Below are 21,083 nucleotides of genomic sequence, written 5' to 3' on the forward strand. Positions count from 1 at the left end.
GTTAGAAATTGCTTTGTTTAAGGGAATTTCTTAAGACTTCTCCACCTGTTGCTGTCTTTCTTAGAACTTCGGCTATTTCTACCAAAACTCGTGCTATAATCATGGTAACTTTCTTAGAAAAAGGAGCAAAAAATGAACTTACTAGAAGCTTTAGAAATCGAAGTAGAAGCAGCAACAGCCGATTTTGTTCGTTTACGAATGCCCATCAGAGAACAGCACAAACAGCCTTTTGGTCTCGTTCACGGTGGCATTAACGGCGTTTTGATCGAGACTGCCTGCAGCATCGGTGCCAATCAAGCTTTGGCTCAAGAAGAAGCCTTCGCCGCCGGCATTGACCTACAAGTCAACCATCTAGCCGCCGCCCAAGAAGGAACCCTGATCGTAGAAGCTAGTCCTGATCGCATCGGCGCCCGTATCCAAACTTGGCAAGCCACTATTTGGTTAGCTAGCGGGTTAAAAACTGCCGTTGGTCGCTGTACCTTGACAACAGTGCGCAAATAATTCTTTTCGCTCCTGTGTTGTAAACACGGGAGCATTTTTGGCCTGCTTTATAAGAAGAGTTTCACCAGACAACTCCTTATGGACGAGCTTCTTTCAGTAAAAAGGATTCTAAAAGCGCGACAGTGTTTTTTCGAAAGATACGTTGTTTTTTTACAGAATAGAGGTCTTTCGTTATAATGTAGCTAAGAAAGCGAGGTTTATTATGAAAAATAACCGATTGATCCACTTTTTAGGCGGCAAAACAAGCTATTATGTCTTAGGACTGATTATCTTGTCGGCAGTTGCTGTCTTTTTGCTAAATCAGATTTCTTTTTTATTTACACCCTTTTCAGCCATACTTACAGCTATTATCCCACCCTTTTTATTTGGGCTGATCCTTTACTATCTGTTTAACCCGGTGGTCGATAAATTGGAATCGAAAAAAATTCCCCGCAGTGTTTCGATTGCTGGGATCTATCTTTTGATTCTTTTATTGATCGTCTTTGCTGGTTTCCAGCTTTACCCGATTTTGGAGCAGCAAACCACCGATCTGATCAACAGTTTACCGAGTTTGGTCAGTGACTTTGAGAAAAACGCGACCGCCTTTTTAGAAAATACCCCGTTTCAAGATGAGATGGCACAAATTACAGACACATTGCAAAATATCACCAACAACATCATGAGTTTTATTGGGGACTATTGGGAAACTGGTGCTGCTGGGCTCAGCAGTTTGTTTTCAACGATTTCGACCTTGTTCATTGCTTTATTCACTGGACCGATCATTGCCTTTTTCTTATTGCGCAACCCCAACAAGTTTTATTTTTCGGTCCTCTCATTAGTGCCACCGCGTTTTCGCAAAGACTTTAATGAAATCGTCAAGATCTCTGACATACAAGTCGGTGCCTTTTTGAAAGGACAAATCATTTCTTCCTTGATTTTAGGGGCGATCTATTGGGTCGTTTTCCTATTGATTGGCTTAGAGTATGCCAGTATTCTGGCGATCGCCGCTGGTCTGCTTTGCATCATCCCCTATATTGGACCTTTTATCGTCTTTTTCCCGGGGCTTTTCATTGCCACACAAGACTCCACCGGGATGTTGGTTAAGTTTTTGATTGCTTGGTTTGCTGTACAGCTGCTTCATGGCGATTTAGTCGTGCCCCGTGTGATGGGTGACCGATTGAAAATCCATCCTATTACGATTCTGGTTGTTTTATTGGTGATGGGTGATTTGATGGGAATCGTTGGGGTGATTTTCGGAATCCCGATTTATTGTCTGCTAAAAGTTCTTGTCGTTTACGTGTTCCGCAAATTCAAGCAGCGCTATAACCGCTATTACGGTCAAGAGGGCAAATACTTCCACAGTGCCTTCACTAGCAAAGATTACCTAGGTGACGAAGACAAAGACACCAAGAAAAAAGCCTAAAAAAAACTGTCGCGAATCGTTGGTTCGCGGCAGTTTTTTGGTCTATTTTATTTCAGCTCATGTTCCAAAAAGAAATGATAGAGCGCCCCTAATAAATTGGCGTCATTTTGAAATTTGCAGGCTTGGATTTCCGGCTTCGTCAAGGTCTGCTGCAAAATCGGTAAACTAGCCAGCAGTTGCTGATACTGACGGTCGATTTCTTCCACTACGATCGCTTGGGCACTGATGCCACCGCCAATCACGAAGCGCTCTAAGTCAATCACGGCTTGAACATTGAGTATGACACACGCGATTTCTCGGCAATACGCTGTAAACAGCGCCCAGACCTGCGGCTCTCTCTGATTGATGGCGTCAAAAACTGCTTCACCATCCGCAAAATCAGCTAAGCCTAGCAGTTGGGCGCTGCGGCGAATCATGGCGACCGCTGAACCGCTAAAACCTGCCAATTGCTGCAGGGTCAATCCCTGATTAGCTGGTTGCTCAGCGTTTTCTGGAGCATCGCTTCTCTTAGTGGCATTTAGTAGAAAACTTAACTCCCCGGCTTGAAAATGTGCACCTTGGATCAGTTTTCCCTCAACGATTACACCACCGCCCAAACCAGTACCTAATGTTATGGCAGCCCCGTTTTGAATTCCTTTAAGGTTTCCTAGCCACCATTCAGCTAATGCGGCTGCCTTACCATCGTTGGTCACAGCAAGCGGCACTTGGTACTTTGCCAGCAGCTGTTTTAAGGAGACTCCATCTAAAAAAGGCAATGCCCCGCCAAACGAGATCGTCCCGGTCTCTGGGTTGACTTTTCCTGGAGTACTAACAGCAATGCCCCGAATGCTCCCCTGAGCGTCTTCAACGATCGTTTCAATCCCTGTCAGAAATTCCGTAAGATTTTTCGGCGTATCCATCCGTCCTCGCGTCAGAATATTCCCCGAGCGATCAATGGCAGCCGATTTGATTTTCGTGCCGCCGATGTCGATGCTTAAATAGTTTTTATTCACTGAATCCCACCCTCTGCTTCTACTGCCCATCGCAGGACGGTTTTGGCTTTATCTGGTGAGACTTTTCGCGGATCAGACAAATAGATTTCTCGATGCTGGAACGTGTCCATCGTTGGACGGATCACTAACTGTTCTTGTTTTAACAGCTCCTTCATTTGCGCAAAGGTTTCCGCTTCAGTGTCAAAAGAGCCTGTATGCATCGCTTGCAGGCACAATCCTTCTTCATAGCGCTCAAAGATGAGCTTTTCTAGATTTGGATTGTCTTTCTTCTCTTTGACGGCCAAGAGCTGTTCTTGAAACAGTGTTTCCGTAACGGGCTCTGGTTGGCGAATCATGATTTTGTAGATCAATTCTTCTTTGTTAACGGCACCGTCTGGCTTTGTCAGCGAGGTCCATACGCCTTCCAAAGGAAAGACCGTGTATTCAAAGGGTTCATTGCCAAAAGCCCCTTTTTTCAATCCCATCCTGAGTGAATAAGAAATCGTATATAAAGCGGCGATCTCTTCGCTAAATTCAGGTCGATTCGGATTGCCGCTGCCGCTCAAACTGATAAATTGATACGTTGGCACCTCGATCACTGTTGGTTTTTTGGGAAGATAGAGCTCTTTTTCTAGTTTGCGCCATTCATACTTCATAAAAGACCCTCCTCGATTTGCTTTTCTTTATTTTACCATGAATCACTTGAGCCGAACGAATGAAATATAGGCCGATTAAGTGAAGGAAAATAATTGGTGTAGCACCATTTTTATACTGAACCCAGTTTGACATTCCAGAAATCCCTACATCTTCCTTGCTTTCGCTTATTGTTTTATTATGACAATCTCCTTTCTTTTATCTTTTCAAATACAAAAACTGCAGAAAACATTTCCAGAAGAAATTGATTTCTGCAGTGATCGAGCCTCGGCTCTTTTTTTATTGTCTTACGGTCTCATTAGCGGCAAAGCGTTTTGAAAAATGTTGTTCTAATCGCTTTTGCCCGGCTTCAATCAAAATGCACAACAGCCAATAGATAACGGCAACTAGCACGTACATGGACATGTAATCAAAGGTTCGTCCGCCAACGATCTTGGCTTTTTGAAAAATATCAGGAATCGTGATCATTGCTGCCAAGGACGTCCCTTTCAACAAATCCATTGCCACATTACTCAATGCCGGTACAGAAATACGAAAGGCTTGCGGTAAAATAATCAGACGCATCGTTTTCGTAAAGGATAACCCTAACGCATAGGCAGCATCAAATTGCCCACGATCCACACCCGCAATTGATCCTCGGTAGATTTCTCCGATAAATGCGCTGCTGGTCAATGTAAAACAGATGATCGCAGCACTAAGCGCCGACAATTGATAAGGCAAGCCAAAATACAATAGGAACAACAAGACCAACGCTGGGACGCCTCTTAGAAAGGAGAGGTAGCCCCGCACGAACCCTCTAATGATGGGGTTTTCCAGCATCCCTAAGAAGGTGAGCATGATCCCTAATACGTTGCCTCCTAGAAACGAAACGACAGCAATGCCGACCGTATAGGACAAGCCCGACAGCAAATAGGGCAATGACTCCCACATCAACGGCAAATCAAGGGTTGGAATATACATTAGTCTGTTTCAACCGTTTGGATCGCTTGATCAGATTTTACTGAAATATCGGTTTGAAAATACGTTTCCGCAAGTTCTTTTAAACTGCCGTCTTCTTTCATTTCTGCTAAAACAGCATCCACTTTTTCCTGCAATGCTTGATGATCTTTCACAAATAAGAAGCCCGTTTCATTCGGATTAAAGTAGACATCTTCTAAAATTTTAACAGGGATATCTGGCAAAGCAGCAACCGCCATTTTTTGCAAATAGTAATCATTCAAGATCACATCCGTTCGACCATTCGCAACATCTGTCAAATACTGATCATTCGTTGCGTTGTCGTAAGTCACTAATTCTGCCCCATAGGATTCGGCTAAGCGCATGTAGCTGGTATTCGGTTCACCAGCAGCTTTTTTGCCATCCAAATCTTCTAAAGAAGCAATCCCAGAGTCATCACTTTTACGCACGATCATACTATCGAACGAGTATTTAATAGGCGTTGAGAGACTGAATTTTTCCGCCCGTTCATCTGTCAAACCAAAATCGTTGGCAGCAAAATCGGCTTCTCCACGTGTTAAAGAAGAAACTTGTCCATCGACATTGTACTCTTTAAATGTGATCTCTACGCCTAATCGTTTGGCGACTTCTTTTGCCACATCGACATCATAGCCCACTAATTCATTTTCATCGTTATAGTAAGACGATGGATACAAGGTTCCCGAAGTAGCAACAACCAATGTTTTGGCTTCTTCCACCTTGCTTAAACTGGTGTCTTCTTCCGTTGGTTTGCTGCAGGCACTTAACAAGACTCCCGCAAATAAACCGAAAAAGCCAACCATTGCAACGATTTTCCCTTTTCTAACTTGTTTCATAATATCCTCCTCTTAGTCTCCTTGTTTTGGCAACAGAAATCGTTGCTGTGTTTCAAATAAATAGCCGACTTGGAAAAGTAGATCTTCTCTGCCTTTAGACGCCATAAATTGGATCCCTAGCGGCAACCTTTCCTCACTAAGAGCAGTTGGCAAGCTGATGGCTGGCTGCCCCGTTAAATTGGCTAATTGAGTGTAAGGTGTCAGAGCATAGCTCTTGGCAAACATTTCTTCGATCAACTCACCCGCAGCATTTTTTCCAAGCGTTTCGATCTCATGCAGTCTTTGGCGAATGCTATCGCTTTGTAAGTCTTCCTCAATCAAAGGGGCTGGAAAAGCCGTCGTCGGGGTTAAAAAGAGATCATAGGTCGAAAAGACTTCTTCCATTTTTTCTGTCAGCTGATCCCACCACTGCAAGGCAAGGACGTAATCGGCGGCAGGCAGTTTTTTGCCATATTGGTAAAGTGCCCAGGTCATCAATTCCATTTCTTCCCGTCTGACCGGTTCTTGACGAGCAGCATCGATCTCAGCAAACATCGCAGCTGTTTCGCCGCCATTCATGGCGTAATAGGTGGTCATCATTTGCTGACCATCCACTGGATAGCCCACTTCAACGACTTCATGCCCCTGCTTTTCTAAAAATGCGGCTGCACTTCGGACTGCTTGGATGGCAGTTTCAGACACTTGGCCACCGGTCGGCGATGCGGTAGTAAAAGCAACCTTCAACCGCGGTTTTTGACTCGCTTGCCGATGATGCCATTCTACTTGCGGTGCCTGATAAGGGGCTGTCGGCTGTGACGTCCGCAACGCATAAAACAACTGTTCCGTATCACGCATGGAAAGCGTCAACGCAAAGTTGATGGAAGCGCCTTGCCAGCTACGCCATTCACTAGGACCCACTGGCATCGTACCACGGGTTGGCTTCAAACCAATCAATCCGCTAAAGGATGCTGGAATGCGGATCGATCCGCCGCCATCACTGGCGCCCGCAATCGGAAACATCCCCGAAGCCACTGCCGCTGCCGCACCACCACTGGAACCACCAGCTGAATAGGCAGGATTCCACGGATTACGTGTAGGCCCATACAATGTTGGATCAGTGATATTTTTGAATCCAAATTCTGGTGCATTGGTTTGCCCTAACGGCACAAAGCCCACCTCTTCTAAACGAGAAACAAAGTGAGCCGTGCGGCTGGCTCGTGCTTTAGCAAACAGTTTGGCTCCTGACGTTGCTGGCCACCCTGCTTTGGTTTGGCCGAGTATTTTTAACGGCATGGGTTGTCCCCCAAAAACCGTTTTTTGAAGATGCTGCTCGTAATGCTGGATCGCTGCTTGCGGATCAAATGTTACAAGCGCATTCAAAAGCGGATTTTGTTGATTGACTTTTTCTTCGATCATCGCCACCCGCTCTGCAAAACTGATTTTTCCTTGCCGCAATTGTTCCGCCCAATAGGTCGCATCTTGCATGCTTGCCCCTCCTTTTCCTCAAACCCTCAAACAATTATCTAAACTGTAACACATGAAAAATTCTTCTTTATATAGACTACAATATACCAAACACTAGGAAATCTTTCAACAAAAATAGAACAGTTTTTAAACCTGTATCATATCGTTCTCAAATGTTCCCATCTTTTTACTACCAGCTGTCGACCAACGCTTCTTCTTAGCTGTCCCCATCATTACCTAACAAAAACGGCACATCGCCAAACGATGTGCCGTTTTGATTTACTTATATTTTTCTTCCAGCTTGCTCATCCAAAGACCTAACCAAGCCCCCAAGACAAACAAAATAATTCCGATGACAGCCGTTACCCAAGTAAAGCCGCTATAGTTTGCCACCGGAGGAATCACGATCAATATCGTTGAGGCAATAACGATCCCTAAAATGAAGTGATAGACTTTTGAATGATAATGGGTCAATAGCCACTCCATCAATTTCGAAAACAGCAGCATCACTGCCAAACCGCCAATGGCGATCGGTAGAAAGACCCCCATGATGTCAAAGCTCTTAAAGCCTTTCAACATCGGATCATAAAGGCCCAGAACGAGCAAAAGGTTTGAAGGACTCAAGCCAGGAACCAAAACACCTAACGCGATCAGACCGCCGGCGATCACGAAACCTATGAAATTGGCAGGGATCGTTCCTAAGATATCGCCCATAAAATAGAGGAACAAGAAGCCGATGACCATACTGCCGAAGAACCAAAGCAGGTCGCCGGTTGTCCGTTTGCTTTTCAAGGTCGATTCTTTAGCAAGTGCTGGTAACGTCCCAATAATTGCCCCCGCAAAGCCCCACAAAACGATGATTTGATAGTTTTGCAGCAGCCACTCTAATGGCTTTGATAAAAGCCCGATCCCTACGATTCCCCCGATCCCTACTGGCAGGAAAAAGAGGAGATTCTCTTTAAAATTCTTCGTCAGATGTGCCATAAAGCGCAGCATCCGCTCATAAATGCCTAAGATGGCTGCCAATACGCCACCTGAAACACCAGGCAAGATAAAGCCCAAGGCAATCACCACGCCTTTAAGAAAACGTGACAAAATACTTTCGTTTCTCTGTTTTTCCATTTACAATTGCTCTCCTTAGCGATGGTTTTCACCAATCGTTCTTTTTTCATCAATCCCTTTAACTATACTTGATTGCCAAAAAAATGGAAAGTAATTTCTAATTCCTCATACAAAGGCAGATTTCAAAGTTCTTTTAGCATCAAGAAATCCGTCTGCTCATCATCCCCCATAAAAAAGGAGTGACTGCCAACTCTTTCAAAGCCCATCGTATGATAAAAAGCCAACGCATTGTCGTTAAATTCCCAAACACCTAACCAGATCGACTTTTTCTGTAGCTCTTTAGCGGTCTCTTGGGCAAACAGCAGCAGTGTTTTGCCATAGCCTCTGCGCTTATGTTCTTTTATGATATAGATTCGTTCAATTTCCAACCCCTCTGGGGCAATCGCTTCCGTTTGCGCCTCACCCCAGTTAAGTTTGATATATCCTACGGTTTGATCATTTTCTTGTAAAAAATAAAACGCCGATTGCGGATTTTCTAACTCTCGGGTCAGTTTCGGCAGATTGTAGGCTTCTTCTAGATAGATACGAGTATTTTCCTCCGTATTGAAAGGAGCAAATGTATCGTAATAGGTGGTTACGCTGATTTCTCCCAATTCTTCTAAATCTGCCAAAGTACATCGTTTGATAGCCATCAAAACGCCTCCTCATTTTTTCAAGCTATTCTATCACATCTCCATCATCCCTTGCAAAAGCAAAAAGGGCGGACAGCTTTCCCCACTGTCCGTCCTTTCATAGACTTACTCTTTTATAACCAAGACCCAGAAAACTGATGGATCACCATCGTACTCGGATCTTCCTCGACCTCACCAGTGATATAGCTTTTTGGTGAAAACGTCATTTGCGGGAAGATTTCTACGCCCTTAACGGTTTGTCGTTGATTATTCAATTCTAATCCGTGGTTTTGCAACAGTTCCGTCACTCGGATCACATTGGTGACGACATCTTCCGTTTTTTCTGCCCGGACAAATTTTCGGTCATCGTAATCGTGGTACCATTCTTCCATAAAGGGATGATGCGGCACCGCCCCAATGATCCCAGTAGAAATCTTGGTTTCGATCTCAAAGCCCATAAATGCCTCCAGTGTCAAGAGCTCATCTAAAGGTTTGACCACCTCGATATCGGTATCCATATAAATACCGCCTTCTGTCACTAACGCATACAAACGAACCACATCTGACACAAAGGCCCATTCTTCTTGGTCATAGGCCTCTTTTAGATAAGGACCGAATTTTGAAAGGTCGATCGTTGATTCATCCCAACGTTTGATCTCATAATCCGGACAATATTTTTTCCAGGTATCCATGTATTTCTTTTCTTGTTCACCTAATGGATTGCCGCCAAACCAGCAATAATGAATAATTTTTGGAATCATCAATCTCTCTCCTTTAGTTTATTGGTCTCTTTTAAGTGTAGCGGATTTTGCAATTGTTTCAAAATCATATACACTTTTTTCAGCGAAAGCAGTTGTTCCTGATCCTCGGCATGATCAGAAAAATCCATTAAAAAAGCACCAGAATCAGTGATTCTAGCGCTTTTTTGAGGGATTGCCTATAAATAGCGATTGTCCCGTAAAACGGCTTTTTTGATATCTGCCACCGTTTGCGTCCCCGCAAGTTGCATGACCATCTCCAATTCTTTTTTGAAGAAATCAAAGACTTGTTGAACACCAGTGGCACCACCTAGAGCCAATCCATAGATCACTGGGCGACCGATCGCCACTAGATCTGCTCCGCAAGCAATCGCTTTAAAGACATGCTGTCCTCGCCGTACCCCGCTATCAAAGACGATCGGCGCCCGACCTGCCACTGCTTCAGCCACGATCTGCAAGGAATCAAAGGAAGCTGGACCACCATCCAATTGGCGTCCCCCGTGATTTGAGACCCAAATCCCTTGTGCACCTGCCCCTAATGCTCGTTCCACATCTTCTTCTGATTGCACCCCTTTGACATAAACCGGCAAATCAGATTCTTTGGCGATAAAAGCGACATCCTGAGGACTTAATTTTTGTTTTGAGGAGCCGTAAACGGCATCCATCGTTTGTCCGATCCCTGATTGATAAGCCTGAACGATCGGCATTGCCAACGGAAAGGTGAAGCCATTGCGGCGATCCGTTTCTCGATTGCCCCCAACAGTTGCATCTGCGGTCAAAACGATCGCTTTGGCGCCATTGCGTTTTGCCATCGCCAAGATGTCTTTATTGATGCCATCGTCTTTGCTCATATAGAATTGGAACCACTGCGGCGCTTCTTGGCCACCAGCTGCTCGGATTTCTTCCAACGTACAAGAAGCATACGAACTCGCCGTATAGATCGTGCCAAAACGTGAAACACCTTTGGCTGACGCTTGTTCTGCCGCAACATTTGCTAAGCCGTGGGCGGCAACAGGCGCCATAATGATTGGCGCTGACAACGTATTACCGCCAAAGGACAACGTTGTGTCCGGTAATTCAATGTCCTTTAAGACATGAGGAATGATCAATTTGTGATTGAAGGCGCGTTCATTTTCTTGATAGGTAAAAATATCCCCCGCACCACTGCTGATATAGCCATACCCACCTTTAGGAATCACTTCCTCTGCCGCGATCTCCAAATCGCGCATATTGATAAAATCAATTGCTCCTTCTGCTGTACTTGCTTGATAAATTTTTTCCATGCCTTTCCCTACTCCCCAACAAGATAACGTTTACATTCTCATCCTACGCCTGATTGTAGGATCACGCAACTCATTCGCTCACTCTGTCAAATAAGCTTCTTTTACTTTCCCACTCAAGACAGCCTTCCATTGAGCTGGCTGAATTATTGTTTTGCTCGTTTAACATATTCTGCCAATAACAACGGCTGAATCGTTGGATATGTCCAGCTGGCAGGCGGCTCTGCCATTACATAGATTGCTTCGATCTCTGAGGTCAATTCATCCTGCAAGTCCGTGATCTGGGCTTCGAACACCAAGCCGTAATCGGTCTCCCCGTCTTTTTCTACCCCATAGATAAATAACGGCTCTAGAGTAAAGTACTTGGCTCCTGTTTCTTCTTTTAATTCACGGGCGGCACACTCTGTGATGCTTTCTCCTAGTTCTCGCTTACCTCCGGGTATTTCTAATGTGTCTCGTTCTTTGTGTTTGACATAGACGAGCTTTTCTTGATACTTGCTGATGATCACCGCAAAAACTAGCTGCTCTTCTGCGATCTTTTCAAGCTCAAAAATCGTTACGTGATTCATTTTACTCATTCCGTTCAAAAAAGCAGGCTTGCTTCTATAATAAACAGTCGTTAAAAATCAAAAAAAGTGCTGATCCCTTATTAAAAGGGGCAGCACTTGCAGCTTATTACTCTTCTTCTTCCGCCATGAATGTGTTGAAGACTTCTTCAATCATATCCCATTCTGCTTCTGTTTCGATCTGTTCTAATTCACCTTCAGAACCGTCTTCGTTTTCAATATAAGCGTACGCTTGTAATTCAACATCTTCTTCTTCTGGTACGCCTGCTGGATAAAGCAAGACGTAGTTGCGGCCGAATTCTTCCGTACCGTCAACCGTTAATAGAATTTCGTATAAGGTTTCATTTCCTTGATCATCGATTAAAGTAATGTGTTCATGTCCTTCATGATCGTGATCGTGGTTATGATCGTGTGTATGTTCTGACATTTATTTTCCTCTTTTCTGTAAATTAAAACAGCTGTTTCCCAGCACCATCTAAATAATTCTGCAAAATCATGACTGCTGCTAATTTATCAATCACTTTTTTTCGTTTGGCACGCGATGTATTCGCCTGTTCTACCAGCATTCGTTCTGCTTGAACGGTCGTCAGACGTTCGTCTTGGTAAACGACCGGCAAACCGAATTGCTGTTCGATCGCTGCGCCGTAAGCCATAGAAGCTTCCGCTCTAGGTCCGATCGTATTATTCATATTTTTAGGTAGTCCTACCACAAAACGTGAGACTTCATATTCTTTCACCAATTCAGCAAGTCGATCATAACCGAAATTGCCTTCATCTTCATTGATGCGAATGATCTCAATCCCTTGTGCTGTCCAGCCCATTGGGTCACTGACCGCCACGCCGACTGTCCGCGAACCAACATCCAATCCCATGATTCTCATTATAGGTTGATCCCGTGATTGCCTAAATAATAACGGATCAGAACTTCCATGATCTCATCCCGTTCGTGACGACGAATCAAATTCCGGGCATCCCGATAACGAGGAATGTAAGCCGGGTCGCCAGAAAGGAGATAACCGACGATTTGATTGATCGGATTGTATCCTTTTTCCTCTAATGCTCGGTAGACGATAGCTAATGTTTCGCTGACTTCTTTTTTACGGCTATCATCAAAATCAAAGCGAACTGTTTCATCTGTAAAACCCATTTCACGACACCTCTCTTTTGTATAGATTTTAGCATATGTTCCTTCTATATTGTACTAAACGTTTGATAAAACTACAAACATATGCTTAGATTTTCTCCATTATAACAAAGGTTTATGATGTTTTTATGAACTTTCTTAAAAAAAGCTAGAAAGCGCGATAGACATACTGATTTTCTGGTGCTTCAATCGTCTTCTCTTGGTCTGCTACCACCATCGGCAAGTCCCGTTTGAAGGGTTGATAGTACTTCGATTGGATCATCCCTTCCACGTGGAGCCACTGGTTATTTTCTGCCGTTGTTTGTTGAGGTAATTCCACTCGCAAGCCAAAAACGCCTGAATCAGCCACACAATGGATAATCCCAAAACGAAACAAAAAGATTTCGTTGGCATCATCTTGATCTGCATGATACACAAATCCATCATAGGTGATTTTCTTACCAATGAATTCACTCGGATACGTATAGATCAACTCCATGACTTCCAAGTAATTCTCTTCCGTTACCGCAATCGTCTCATCTTTGGCGTAACGTGCCAATGCGGCATCCATCTGAGTGTCATAATCTTCTTTGTTAAAATAAAGACTTGTATCGGGTTTCAGATATTGGGTCGTCATTTCTGGATCCCCCACAGATTCTTCACTTAGGGGGAAATTAAACCCTTTTGCTTCAACGATCGTCGTATCCAAGCTAACGGTGGGGAAAAAGAGACCCACGATGATCGGTAAGGCTAATAGAAAATACGCAATCACTCGTTGATGTTTTTTCTCTAATCCATGCTGGTGCTCATCGTCATGATGATGCTCCGGCTCTTGTTTGACCCAAAAATACAGCTGGACCAAAGCCAATAATAAAGAAATGATCATGGATAAAATAGCGAGATAGCGATAATGAATGTTGATAAACTGATTGAGTTTGCCCGTCACTTGCAAATACATCATCAATTCAAAATAGCCTGATAAGATCAAAAAACGAACCATTCTTTACACCACCCATGCATAAATTGAAACGACGATTGCGACTAAACCAACTAAAGAAGCGATAAAACGCCCCGAAAAGTACCGCTTCATCATCAACAGGTTTTTAATATCTACCATTGGACCAAAAACCAGGAAACCGACGACTGGTCCCGTGCCGAATAAACTCAACAACGAAGAGCCGATAAAGGCATCTGCTTCGGAACATAGGGATAACGTTAATGCTAACAGCAGCATGACGAAGACCGCTAGCAGCTTCGTGGAACCTAATGTCAGCATCAAGCCAGTTGGCAGATAGGTCTGCATCGCTGAGGCGATCAACGCACCAATGATCAAATAACGCCCAGTATCGAAAAACTCATCCAAACTATGCTGCAGCAAATGACGAATCTGCCGAAGGAGCCGATGACTGGTCTTTTCTGTTTGATGATGGGCGTGATCATGCCCATGATGGTGTGGGTGAGCTGCCTGCTCATTCCCGCCACTTAATTGATTGGCAAGCCGTGTTTTTAAGACCTCTTGTTTGTTAAAATACGCCAGCCAGATCCCCACGACCATTGCGACCAATAAGCTGCCCAGTACACGCAAAAAGGCGAATTTCGCGGAATTTCCAAAGGCAATAAATGTAGAAAAAATCACGATAGGATTGATGATCGGTGCAGTCAGCATAAAGGCAAACGCCGTATACACTGGAACCTCTTTTTTTACGAACTGATTAACGATCGGTACGATCCCACATTCGCAGGAAGGAAAAAAGACCCCCAGACCACAACCAACTGTGATCGATGCCAATTTGTTTTTTGGTAAGAGTCTCGTGACTCTTTCTGGCGTCAAGAAGACTTGTAAAGCACCTGAGATCAAGCAGCCCAATAGGACAAAGGGCAAGGCTTCAATGACGATAGATAAAAAAATAACACTCATTTGCAGGACAGAATTCGGTAATGCCTGAAACATAACTTTAACCTTCTTTATCAATAAATTCGAAACGCTGGAATTACTATACGTTTTTTCCTTTTTTTATACAACGTTTTTTTTAAAGCAGCCTGTTTTTTTAATCGTTGCTTTAGATTTCCCTTATCTTAAATTCCTTCTTACTCACCTAAGCGATCAGCTACTAGCAGATATTTTGACTTTTCCTCAAGAACAGCGTACATTTTCCATGGAGTAATGACTTATGCAAAAAAATCAACCGATCCAAGAGCAGCTCGCCCAACATCCGTTGGCACTACTCTATCTCTCTCAACCAAATTGCAGTATTTGTGTTGCGGACAAACCACGCATCCAAACACTGGCACAAACCCAACAACTCCCACTATTTACCATCAACACGCTGGCAGAGCCAGAAGCAGCCAGTTTATTTTCGGTCTTAACGGTTCCCGTCGTCCTCTTGTTCGCGAATGGGAAAGAAGTGCATCGTGAAGCCCGCATCATCGATTTTACACGTTTGACTCAACAAATCTTGCGGTATCAAGAAGCGCTCACAAGCGATGAGGAGCAAGATTCCTACGAATCACTTTTTGACCAGTTAGACGAGTAAGTTCAGTGAATAAAAGCCAAAAAAAGCTGTCAGATCGTTGTGTATACTACGATCTGGCAGCTGTTTTGTTGGTTCCTATTTATGTGATGCGATTATTCGCTTAGTGATGGTTCTTCTACTGGTTCTTCATGGGACAAGACGTTGCCTGAATGCAAGAAATAAATCAATGTTTGCAATTCATTGGTTAAGTCAACGTTTTGAATCAGCACGCCTTTTGGTGCAGTGATCCGTGCAGGTGTAAAGTTCAAGATTCCTTTAATGCCAGCTTTCACAAGCTCGTTCACTAAATCTTGTGAATGTTGTGCGGGAACTGTCAAAATAGCCACATCGATCTGCTGGATCTTCACTTGTTCCTTCATGTCATCCATTGGATAGACCGGCACACCATCTACTATTCGACCAACTAGATCTTCGTTGACATCAAATGCGGCACTGATCCGAATGCTGTTGCTTTGGTGAAATTTGTATTTCAACAAGGCGCTCCCCAAGTTTCCGACACCGACTAAAGCTACATTCGTCATGTGGTCTTCGTTCAATGTCTTCGCAAAGAACTGCATCAAGCTTTCAACATCATAGCCGTAGCCGCGTTTTCCTAATTCACCAAAGTAGGAAAAGTCGCGGCGGATCGTCGCACTATCAACTTGAACAGCTTCACTTAGTTCGGTCGAAGAAACTTTTAATTTGCCTGCTTGGTGCAAAATACGCAAGTAACGATAATATAAAGGCAATCGCTTCGCTGTTGCCTTTGGAATTTGATGATCTTTCAAAGAATACTCCCCCATTGTGAAAAATTCACTTGTGATGAAGCTATCATAACAAATACATTGTTCAAAAATCAATTTGAATGCTCATAATTTGAAATATAAATTTTATAATGGTAAAATCAAACTTTTTCCCAATCGCCGTTTCCCCTAAAATATGATAGACTTGTAGTATTGCAACCTTGATACAGACAAGTTTCTTAAAGATAGGAATGACATACACATGATTTTATTACAAGCCAACCAAATCGCCCGTCTTTTCGGAGCCGAGGTTTTATTTGAAAATATCCAATTAGAGATTGCCAGCAATTCCCGAATCGCGCTTGTTGGGCGCAACGGTGCTGGTAAATCAACGCTACTGAAAATTATTGCTGGACTCGAAAGTCCTGATAAAGGAACGATCGCTAAAAACAAAACTGCTACGATGGGCTACTTAGCTCAAGATACCGGACTTGATAGTCAGGCCACCGTTTGGGAAGAAATGCTAGGAGCTTTTGCAACGGTTCGGCAGATGGAGCAGCGCATGCGTACCTTAGAGATCGCTATCTCCGAAGCAGATCCTGCTGCTGACTCTGGCAATCTCCTGAAAGAATACGACCAGTTGCAGCATGAATTTGCAGAAAAAAACGGCTATGGCTATGAAAATGAAATTCGCTCCGTCTTGCACGGCTTTCAGTTTGATCCTTCTTTTTACACACAGCCGATCGATACCCTTTCCGGTGGTCAAAAAACCCGTTTGGCATTAGCAAAAATGCTGCTGCAAAAACCTGATATCTTGATCCTGGATGAGCCGACCAACCATTTAGACATCGAAACGTTATCTTGGCTGGAAAACTATCTACAAGGATATGCCGGTGCGTTGCTGATCGTTTCCCATGACCGTTACTTCCTAGACAAAGTCGTCAACGAAGTCTACGAACTGAGTCGCCAAAAAATGCGCCACTACAAAGGCAATTACAGCCGCTATTTGACCCTGAAAGCCGAACAGCTGCAAAGCGAATGGAAAGCCTTTGAAAAGCAGCAAGAAGAAATCAATAAACTGGAAGACTTTGTTGCCCGCAATCTTGTCCGTGCCTCTACCACCAAACGCGCGCAAAGTCGCCGTAAGCAATTGGAGAAAATGGAGCGGTTGGATCGCCCGCAAGGAGATGAAAAGTCCGCCCACTTCCTTTTTTCCATTGAAAAACCTTCAGGAAATGTTGTAATGCAAGTAGAAAATGCCGCTATCGGTTATTCTGAAGAAGAAGTCTTATCGGCGCCCATCGACTTAGATGTTCGGCGCAAAGATGCGATCGCTTTAGTAGGACCGAATGGGATCGGCAAATCAACCTTACTGAAATCGCTGATTCATAAAATCCCCTTTATTCAAGGAAAGGTCCATTTTGGCGCCAATGTCTCAATCGGGTACTATGACCAAACTCAATCCGATCTGCACTCAACCAAAACGATCCTCCATGAGCTTTGGGATGACCACACTACCACACCTGAAGTCGAGATTCGCAATATATTAGGCAGCTTCTTATTTTCGGGAGAAGATGTTGAAAAGCCGATCACGCTGTTAAGCGGTGGCGAAAAAGCCCGTGTCGCTTTGGCAAAATTAGCCATGGACCATGACAATTTCTTGATTTTGGATGAGCCAACCAACCATTTAGACATCGACAGCAAAGAAGTCTTAGAAAATGCCCTGATCGATTATGAAGGCACGTTGTTCTTCGTATCTCATGACCGTTACTTTATCAATCGAATCGCCACCAAGGTCGTGGAACTGTCTGAAAACGGCAGCAAGCTCTATCTAGGCGATTACGATTATTATTTAGAAAAGAAACAAGAAGAAGCTGAGATCGCAGCGATGCTGGAAGCAAAAACAACCGAAACCATCATTTCAGCGGGCAAACAAACCTTTGTCCAAAGCAAAGAACAGCAAAAAGCCGTTAGAACCTTACAGCGAAAAGTCGCCCAAATCGAAGAAGAGCTTGCCACGATAGAAGAAACGATCCAGCAACTGGAACAAGACATGACCGCACCAGAAGCGTTGAATGATCATGTCAAATTGACCGCGTTGAATCAAGCGTTAGAACAAGCCCGCACTGAACAAGAAGCCCTATTAGAAGCATGGGAAAATACTAGCTTAGAACTAGAGGCATTTGAAAGTTGATCGTGTCATCGGTCTGTAGGCCGATGACAAGCTCCCCCTCCTTTGTTTTACTTAAAAGAACAGGATGAATACGTACGATTCGTAAAACAAGGAGGGAAAAATGCAAAAACAGACAGATGTTTATCGAAAGCGTCGGCCAATGATTGTTTTAGCAGGATTGGTGTTGATTTGGATAGGGTTCAATCGAATCTCTCATCACGTGTTGTACGGAGAGCTGTCCGAACACGTGTCTATCGCCGTTGCCTATGATGATAGCTACGATGACGACTATGTTTACTCCCAAGCTATTTTAAGTGAAGATATCAATGCGTACTTAGGGGAAATGGACATCACAACACCGATTTTCCTGCAGACGAACGAAGAATGGGCCGATAGATCCTATGGCAATGACGGCAGCCAAACCTTTGCAGAAAACGGCTGTGCGATCGCTTCTCTGGCAATGGTTCAATCCTATCTTGAAGGCTATCCCATTACGCCACCGGAAGTCCTTGATTGGGCAGGAGATCATTATTACGTTGACGGCCAAGGAACGGACTGGCGGATTTTTTCTGACTTTGCCGATGCAAACGGCTACAACTATTATGATCTTGGCACAGATCTAGCCAGCGTTGAAGCTTACTTGCAACAAAACCATCCCGTCATCGTTTCTATGACCCCAGGGGAATTTACAGATGGCGGCCATATTATGGTCTTAGGTGGAATGATGGACGATCAAGTGTTTGTCTTAGATCCCAATGATGATCCAGAAAAATCCCATTACTCTATCTATTACACACTAGATGAAATCGCTGATCAAAGCTTGCGCTTTTGGACCTTCAGCTGATTGATCAAAAAAAGTCCCCTTTCGGGGCTTTTTTCTTTGTCGTGGCGTAGGCAGCAACTGGATCTTACTTTTTTAATAAAAAAACCATTCTTTCTCCCCTTAGGAATCCGCTTTCTATTATAATGGAAGAAAGAAAGGTGTGAAGTCTATGAAAATCGGTATCCCAAAAGAAATCAAGAACAATGAAAATCGTGTGGCATTGCCGCCCTCGGGAGTCTATGAGTTAGTCCAAGACGGACACGAAGTCTTCGTTGAACAAGGCGCTGGTGCAGGATCAACCTTTTCTGATCAAGCGTATCAGGAAGTCGGCGCTACGATTACTACCGTTGAAGAGGTTTGGGCCTCTGAATTGGTTATGAAAGTCAAAGAACCTTTACCAGAAGAATACCCCTTTTTGCATGAGGGACTGGTTTTATTCACCTATTTCCACGTAGCCGCCAATCAACAGCTTGCTCAAGCATTGATCGACAGCAAAGTGATCGCTGTTGCTTATGAAAACGTCCAGCTGGCGAACGGCACCCTGCCTCTGCTATCGCCTATGAGTGAGATCGCTGGAAGAATGTCTGTTCAAATCGGCGCACAATTTCTCGAAAAAATATATGGCGGAAAAGGGATCCTGCTTTCAGGTGTTCCCGGCGTCCGTCAAGGTCGGGTAACGATCATTGGTGGTGGCGTTGCCGGTGAGAATGCCGCGAGAGTCGCCGTAGGTCTGGGCGCACAAGTAACGATTTTAGACGTTTCGATCCCACGCTTACAAGAGCTGGATCGACAGTTTTCTGGTCAAGTCCAAACCTTGTATTCCAATCGCTTGAATATCGAACGAACGATCCAATCCGCAGACTTGGTGGTAGGAGCCGTCTTATTGCCAGGACAAAAAGCTCCGTGCTTAGTGACCCGCGACATGGTGAAACAGATGCCTGAAAAATCTGTGATCGTCGATATTGCCATTGACCAAGGCGGAATTTTTGAGACCGAAGACAAAGTCACCACCCACGACGAGCCAACCTATATCCGGGAAGAAGTTATTCACTATGCAGTGGCGAATATGCCAGGTGCTGTACCACAAACGGCAACCATCGCATTGAGCATTGCCACCTTGCCGTATGCCCAGCAGCTAGCGAACGATCCTTTAGCAGCGTTGCGAGAAAATCAGGCACTTGCCAAAGGGGTCATCGCCTATGAGGGCGCATTTACTTCAAAAGAAGCCGCTCACGATCTGTCATTGCCTTTTACCGATCTATCGGAATTGATTTGAGTCACTCTCCCACAATAAAACCAGCAGCCGCACAAGTAATTCGCGGCTGCTGTTTTGCTTTCTATGAGAATTTCCTTTTTTGGGTAGCATGGGCTTTGGAAGTATGCTATATTCATACTTAAAAAAATTCGACCTAGACAGGAGGAACACTGTGCTTACTCAACAACAAATCCAAGCATTTCCCAAAGTAGAACTTCACTGCCACCTCGACGGTTCCATTCGTCCAGAAACATTGATCGCCATCGCCAATCAGCAAGAACTACCGATCGAGCAAGACATAGAAGCTGTGAAAGCACAGATGCAAGCCCCCAAAGATTGTCATGACCTGAGGGATTATCTTCGCTGCTTTGATTTCGTTCGGCCGTATTTGCAAACACAAGAAGCGTTAGCAGCTGCCGCCTATGACGTGATGGAACAAGCCGCTCAAGATGGGGTCGCTTATATTGAGATCCGCTTTGCCCCCAGCTTATCGATGGACAAAGGACTCACTTGCAGCCAGACCATCCAAGCCGTGATCGAAGGCATCGCACGAGCAGAAGAACGCTACCCAATCAAAGGCAATGTTTTGGTCATCGGGATGCGTCAAGAAGACCTACCAGCTATTACGGCGATTTTTGATGAAGCGATCGCTCTTACCGATGAAAAAGTCGTCGGCATTGATCTGGCAGGTCCAGAAGAAGACGGGTACGTCCCTGATTTAGCTGCCAGCTATCAAGTGTTCCTCAAGGACCAAAGTGTCCAGCTGACCTTACATGCAGGCGAATGCGGCTGTGTGCAAAACATTTATCAAGCCATCGAAAGCGGTGCGCAGCGGATTGGCCACGGCATCGCCTTAAAAGGAGATCCTACTGCTCAAGCGTTTGTTCGAGAACAAAATCGCTGTATCGAAGGCTGCCCTACCAGCAATGTTCATACGCGTGCGATTCCCACATACTCGGCATACCCATTAAGAGAATGGCTGAAAGCCAAGGTCCCTTTTTGTTTGAACACCGATAACCGAACGGTCTCAAACACGACATTGACCAATGAATACCTGCAAATGGCTCATCATTGCGACATGTCCGAATCAGAGATGCGCTTCTTAAACGAAACTGCCGTTCAGCATTCCTTTGCGGAAGCTTCCGACAAAGCGGTACTCTTGAAAAAAATTCAAGAATGGCAATTCTAATAAACATGGACGCTAGTGATCCCCACTGGCGTCCATGTTTTATTTCCAAAACGTTCAACTTTCTTTCCTTCACGCAAAGAAGAGCCGATCGATCCGTGTTAATTCCACCTTACCTCCCATTTTCTATTTTTATGAAAATAAAAAA

23 protein-coding genes are annotated in these 21,083 nt (G+C 44.3%); 7 read left to right on the forward strand and 16 right to left on the reverse strand.

All coding sequences use genetic code 11. The features are described from left to right. Positions 1 to 132 precede the first annotated feature (132 nt). Together ENLAB_RS04755 and ENLAB_RS04760 are read left to right on the forward strand one after the other, a co-directional pair. Entirely contained in the window at positions 133 to 501 is a 369-nt protein-coding gene (locus ENLAB_RS04755; RefSeq protein ID WP_244352869.1) for a PaaI family thioesterase, read from the forward strand. A gap of 202 nt (positions 502 to 703) precedes the next feature. After that, positions 704 to 1,903 carry an AI-2E family transporter gene (locus ENLAB_RS04760; RefSeq protein ID WP_244352870.1) on the forward strand — a complete coding sequence of 400 codons (1,200 nt, stop codon included), beginning with the start codon at positions 704 to 706 and terminating at the stop codon, positions 1,901 to 1,903. A 47-nt stretch (positions 1,904 to 1,950) separates the two neighbouring features. Here the strand turns inward: ENLAB_RS04760 and ENLAB_RS04765 are convergent, their stop codons facing one another. The 15 genes from ENLAB_RS04765 to ENLAB_RS04835 form a co-directional block, all read right to left on the reverse strand. Next, complete coding sequence (locus ENLAB_RS04765; protein WP_086291887.1) at positions 1,951 to 2,895, reverse strand: ROK family protein; 945 nt, start codon at positions 2,893 to 2,895, stop codon at positions 1,951 to 1,953. Further along, the gene (locus ENLAB_RS04770) at positions 2,892 to 3,530 is read right to left on the reverse strand and encodes a GyrI-like domain-containing protein (RefSeq protein WP_081117521.1); all 639 of its coding nucleotides are present in this window, start codon (positions 3,528 to 3,530) and stop codon (positions 2,892 to 2,894) included. The genes ENLAB_RS04765 and ENLAB_RS04770 overlap by 4 nt, the downstream gene beginning before the upstream one ends. A 277-nt stretch (positions 3,531 to 3,807) precedes the next feature. Beyond that, positions 3,808 to 4,488, reverse strand: coding sequence for an amino acid ABC transporter permease (locus ENLAB_RS04775; protein ID WP_244352871.1), 681 nt, complete (start codon positions 4,486 to 4,488; stop codon positions 3,808 to 3,810). Continuing rightward, positions 4,488 to 5,339, reverse strand: coding sequence for a transporter substrate-binding domain-containing protein (locus ENLAB_RS04780; protein WP_244352873.1), 852 nt, complete (start codon positions 5,337 to 5,339; stop codon positions 4,488 to 4,490). The genes ENLAB_RS04775 and ENLAB_RS04780 overlap by 1 nt, the downstream gene beginning before the upstream one ends. 12 nt (positions 5,340 to 5,351) lie before the next feature. Next, a complete protein-coding gene (locus ENLAB_RS04785) occupies positions 5,352 to 6,803 on the reverse strand; it encodes an amidase (RefSeq protein ID WP_244352875.1) in 1,452 nt (483 codons plus the stop codon). Between the two features lie 258 nt (positions 6,804 to 7,061). Next, positions 7,062 to 7,904: a DUF368 domain-containing protein gene (locus ENLAB_RS04790; protein ID WP_015510213.1), complete on the reverse strand. Its 843-nt coding sequence runs from the start codon at positions 7,902 to 7,904 to the stop codon at positions 7,062 to 7,064. 122 nt (positions 7,905 to 8,026) lie between these two features. Then, positions 8,027 to 8,536, reverse strand: a complete 510-nt coding sequence (locus ENLAB_RS04795; protein ID WP_244352877.1) for a GNAT family N-acetyltransferase — start codon at positions 8,534 to 8,536, stop codon at positions 8,027 to 8,029. A gap of 113 nt (positions 8,537 to 8,649) precedes the next feature. Beyond that, positions 8,650 to 9,276 (reverse strand): glycosyltransferase family 32 protein, encoded by a 627-nt coding sequence (locus tag ENLAB_RS04800; protein ID WP_010749841.1) that lies wholly within the window; start codon positions 9,274 to 9,276, stop codon positions 8,650 to 8,652. A 176-nt stretch (positions 9,277 to 9,452) separates the two neighbouring features. Next, positions 9,453 to 10,556 carry an alpha-hydroxy-acid oxidizing protein gene (locus tag ENLAB_RS04805; protein ID WP_244352879.1) on the reverse strand — a complete coding sequence of 368 codons (1,104 nt, stop codon included), beginning with the start codon at positions 10,554 to 10,556 and terminating at the stop codon, positions 9,453 to 9,455. Between the two features lie 143 nt (positions 10,557 to 10,699). Next, a complete protein-coding gene (locus tag ENLAB_RS04810) occupies positions 10,700 to 11,122 on the reverse strand; it encodes an NUDIX hydrolase (RefSeq protein WP_244352881.1) in 423 nt (140 codons plus the stop codon). 106 nt (positions 11,123 to 11,228) lie between these two features. After that, positions 11,229 to 11,546, reverse strand: a complete 318-nt coding sequence (locus ENLAB_RS04815) for a DUF1292 domain-containing protein (RefSeq protein WP_005228559.1) — start codon at positions 11,544 to 11,546, stop codon at positions 11,229 to 11,231. Between the two features lie 22 nt (positions 11,547 to 11,568). Then, entirely contained in the window at positions 11,569 to 12,000 is a 432-nt protein-coding gene (ruvX, locus tag ENLAB_RS04820) for a Holliday junction resolvase RuvX (RefSeq protein WP_005234242.1), read from the reverse strand. Then, positions 12,000 to 12,266 (reverse strand): IreB family regulatory phosphoprotein, encoded by a 267-nt coding sequence (locus tag ENLAB_RS04825; protein WP_005228556.1) that lies wholly within the window; start codon positions 12,264 to 12,266, stop codon positions 12,000 to 12,002. Before ENLAB_RS04825 ends, ruvX begins: the two co-directional genes overlap by 1 nt. 145 nt (positions 12,267 to 12,411) lie before the next feature. Then, positions 12,412 to 13,242 (reverse strand): TIGR03943 family putative permease subunit, encoded by an 831-nt coding sequence (locus ENLAB_RS04830; protein WP_201688504.1) that lies wholly within the window; start codon positions 13,240 to 13,242, stop codon positions 12,412 to 12,414. Between the two features lie 3 nt (positions 13,243 to 13,245). After that, positions 13,246 to 14,193 carry a permease gene (locus tag ENLAB_RS04835; protein ID WP_195266580.1) on the reverse strand — a complete coding sequence of 316 codons (948 nt, stop codon included), beginning with the start codon at positions 14,191 to 14,193 and terminating at the stop codon, positions 13,246 to 13,248. A gap of 220 nt (positions 14,194 to 14,413) precedes the next feature. On the opposite strand from ENLAB_RS04835, the gene ENLAB_RS04840 reads away from it, so the two are divergent. After that, positions 14,414 to 14,776 (forward strand): thioredoxin family protein, encoded by a 363-nt coding sequence (locus ENLAB_RS04840; RefSeq protein WP_200125351.1) that lies wholly within the window; start codon positions 14,414 to 14,416, stop codon positions 14,774 to 14,776. Positions 14,777 to 14,868: 92 nt separating this feature from the next. Here the strand turns inward: ENLAB_RS04840 and ENLAB_RS04845 are convergent, their stop codons facing one another. After that, a complete protein-coding gene (locus tag ENLAB_RS04845) occupies positions 14,869 to 15,543 on the reverse strand; it encodes a redox-sensing transcriptional repressor Rex (RefSeq protein ID WP_005228549.1) in 675 nt (224 codons plus the stop codon). A 217-nt stretch (positions 15,544 to 15,760) separates the two neighbouring features. Between ENLAB_RS04845 and abc-f the strand changes: the two genes are divergently transcribed. From abc-f to add, 4 genes are all read left to right on the forward strand, one after another. Next, entirely contained in the window at positions 15,761 to 17,692 is a 1,932-nt protein-coding gene (gene abc-f, locus ENLAB_RS04850) for a ribosomal protection-like ABC-F family protein (RefSeq protein WP_244352883.1), read from the forward strand. Positions 17,693 to 17,792: 100 nt separating this feature from the next. Next, positions 17,793 to 18,515 carry a C39 family peptidase gene (locus ENLAB_RS04855; protein WP_244352885.1) on the forward strand — a complete coding sequence of 241 codons (723 nt, stop codon included), beginning with the start codon at positions 17,793 to 17,795 and terminating at the stop codon, positions 18,513 to 18,515. A 148-nt stretch (positions 18,516 to 18,663) separates the two neighbouring features. Further along, positions 18,664 to 19,770: an alanine dehydrogenase gene (ald, locus tag ENLAB_RS04860; RefSeq protein ID WP_081116086.1), complete on the forward strand. Its 1,107-nt coding sequence runs from the start codon at positions 18,664 to 18,666 to the stop codon at positions 19,768 to 19,770. 151 nt (positions 19,771 to 19,921) lie between these two features. Further along, complete coding sequence (gene add, locus ENLAB_RS04865; protein ID WP_231434783.1) at positions 19,922 to 20,938, forward strand: adenosine deaminase; 1,017 nt, start codon at positions 19,922 to 19,924, stop codon at positions 20,936 to 20,938. Positions 20,939 to 21,083: the final 145 nt, after the last annotated feature.

Origin of the sequence: Enterococcus innesii (assembly GCF_022846515.1) — a bacterium.
Classification (GTDB): domain Bacteria; phylum Bacillota; class Bacilli; order Lactobacillales; family Enterococcaceae; genus Enterococcus_D; species Enterococcus_D innesii.

Coding starts and splice junctions, on each gene's coding strand:
- ENLAB_RS04755 (WP_244352869.1), top strand. CDS start 133: ATGAACTTACTAGAAGCTTTAGAAATCGAAGTAGAAGCAGCAACAGCC.
- ENLAB_RS04760 (WP_244352870.1), top strand. CDS start 704: ATGAAAAATAACCGATTGATCCACTTTTTAGGCGGCAAAACAAGCTAT.
- ENLAB_RS04770 (WP_081117521.1), bottom strand. CDS start 3,530: ATGAAGTATGAATGGCGCAAACTAGAAAAAGAGCTCTATCTTCCCAAA.
- ENLAB_RS04775 (WP_244352871.1), bottom strand. CDS start 4,488: ATGTATATTCCAACCCTTGATTTGCCGTTGATGTGGGAGTCATTGCCC.
- ENLAB_RS04780 (WP_244352873.1), bottom strand. CDS start 5,339: ATGAAACAAGTTAGAAAAGGGAAAATCGTTGCAATGGTTGGCTTTTTC.
- ENLAB_RS04785 (WP_244352875.1), bottom strand. CDS start 6,803: ATGCAAGATGCGACCTATTGGGCGGAACAATTGCGGCAAGGAAAAATC.
- ENLAB_RS04790 (WP_015510213.1), bottom strand. CDS start 7,904: ATGGAAAAACAGAGAAACGAAAGTATTTTGTCACGTTTTCTTAAAGGC.
- ENLAB_RS04795 (WP_244352877.1), bottom strand. CDS start 8,536: ATGGCTATCAAACGATGTACTTTGGCAGATTTAGAAGAATTGGGAGAA.
- ENLAB_RS04800 (WP_010749841.1), bottom strand. CDS start 9,276: ATGATTCCAAAAATTATTCATTATTGCTGGTTTGGCGGCAATCCATTA.
- ENLAB_RS04805 (WP_244352879.1), bottom strand. CDS start 10,556: ATGGAAAAAATTTATCAAGCAAGTACAGCAGAAGGAGCAATTGATTTT.
- ENLAB_RS04810 (WP_244352881.1), bottom strand. CDS start 11,122: ATGAATCACGTAACGATTTTTGAGCTTGAAAAGATCGCAGAAGAGCAG.
- ENLAB_RS04815 (WP_005228559.1), bottom strand. CDS start 11,546: ATGTCAGAACATACACACGATCATAACCACGATCACGATCATGAAGGA.
- ruvX (WP_005234242.1), bottom strand. CDS start 12,000: ATGAGAATCATGGGATTGGATGTTGGTTCGCGGACAGTCGGCGTGGCG.
- ENLAB_RS04825 (WP_005228556.1), bottom strand. CDS start 12,266: ATGGGTTTTACAGATGAAACAGTTCGCTTTGATTTTGATGATAGCCGT.
- ENLAB_RS04830 (WP_201688504.1), bottom strand. CDS start 13,242: ATGGTTCGTTTTTTGATCTTATCAGGCTATTTTGAATTGATGATGTAT.
- ENLAB_RS04835 (WP_195266580.1), bottom strand. CDS start 14,193: ATGTTTCAGGCATTACCGAATTCTGTCCTGCAAATGAGTGTTATTTTT.
- ENLAB_RS04840 (WP_200125351.1), top strand. CDS start 14,414: ATGCAAAAAAATCAACCGATCCAAGAGCAGCTCGCCCAACATCCGTTG.
- abc-f (WP_244352883.1), top strand. CDS start 15,761: ATGATTTTATTACAAGCCAACCAAATCGCCCGTCTTTTCGGAGCCGAG.
- ENLAB_RS04855 (WP_244352885.1), top strand. CDS start 17,793: ATGCAAAAACAGACAGATGTTTATCGAAAGCGTCGGCCAATGATTGTT.
- ald (WP_081116086.1), top strand. CDS start 18,664: ATGAAAATCGGTATCCCAAAAGAAATCAAGAACAATGAAAATCGTGTG.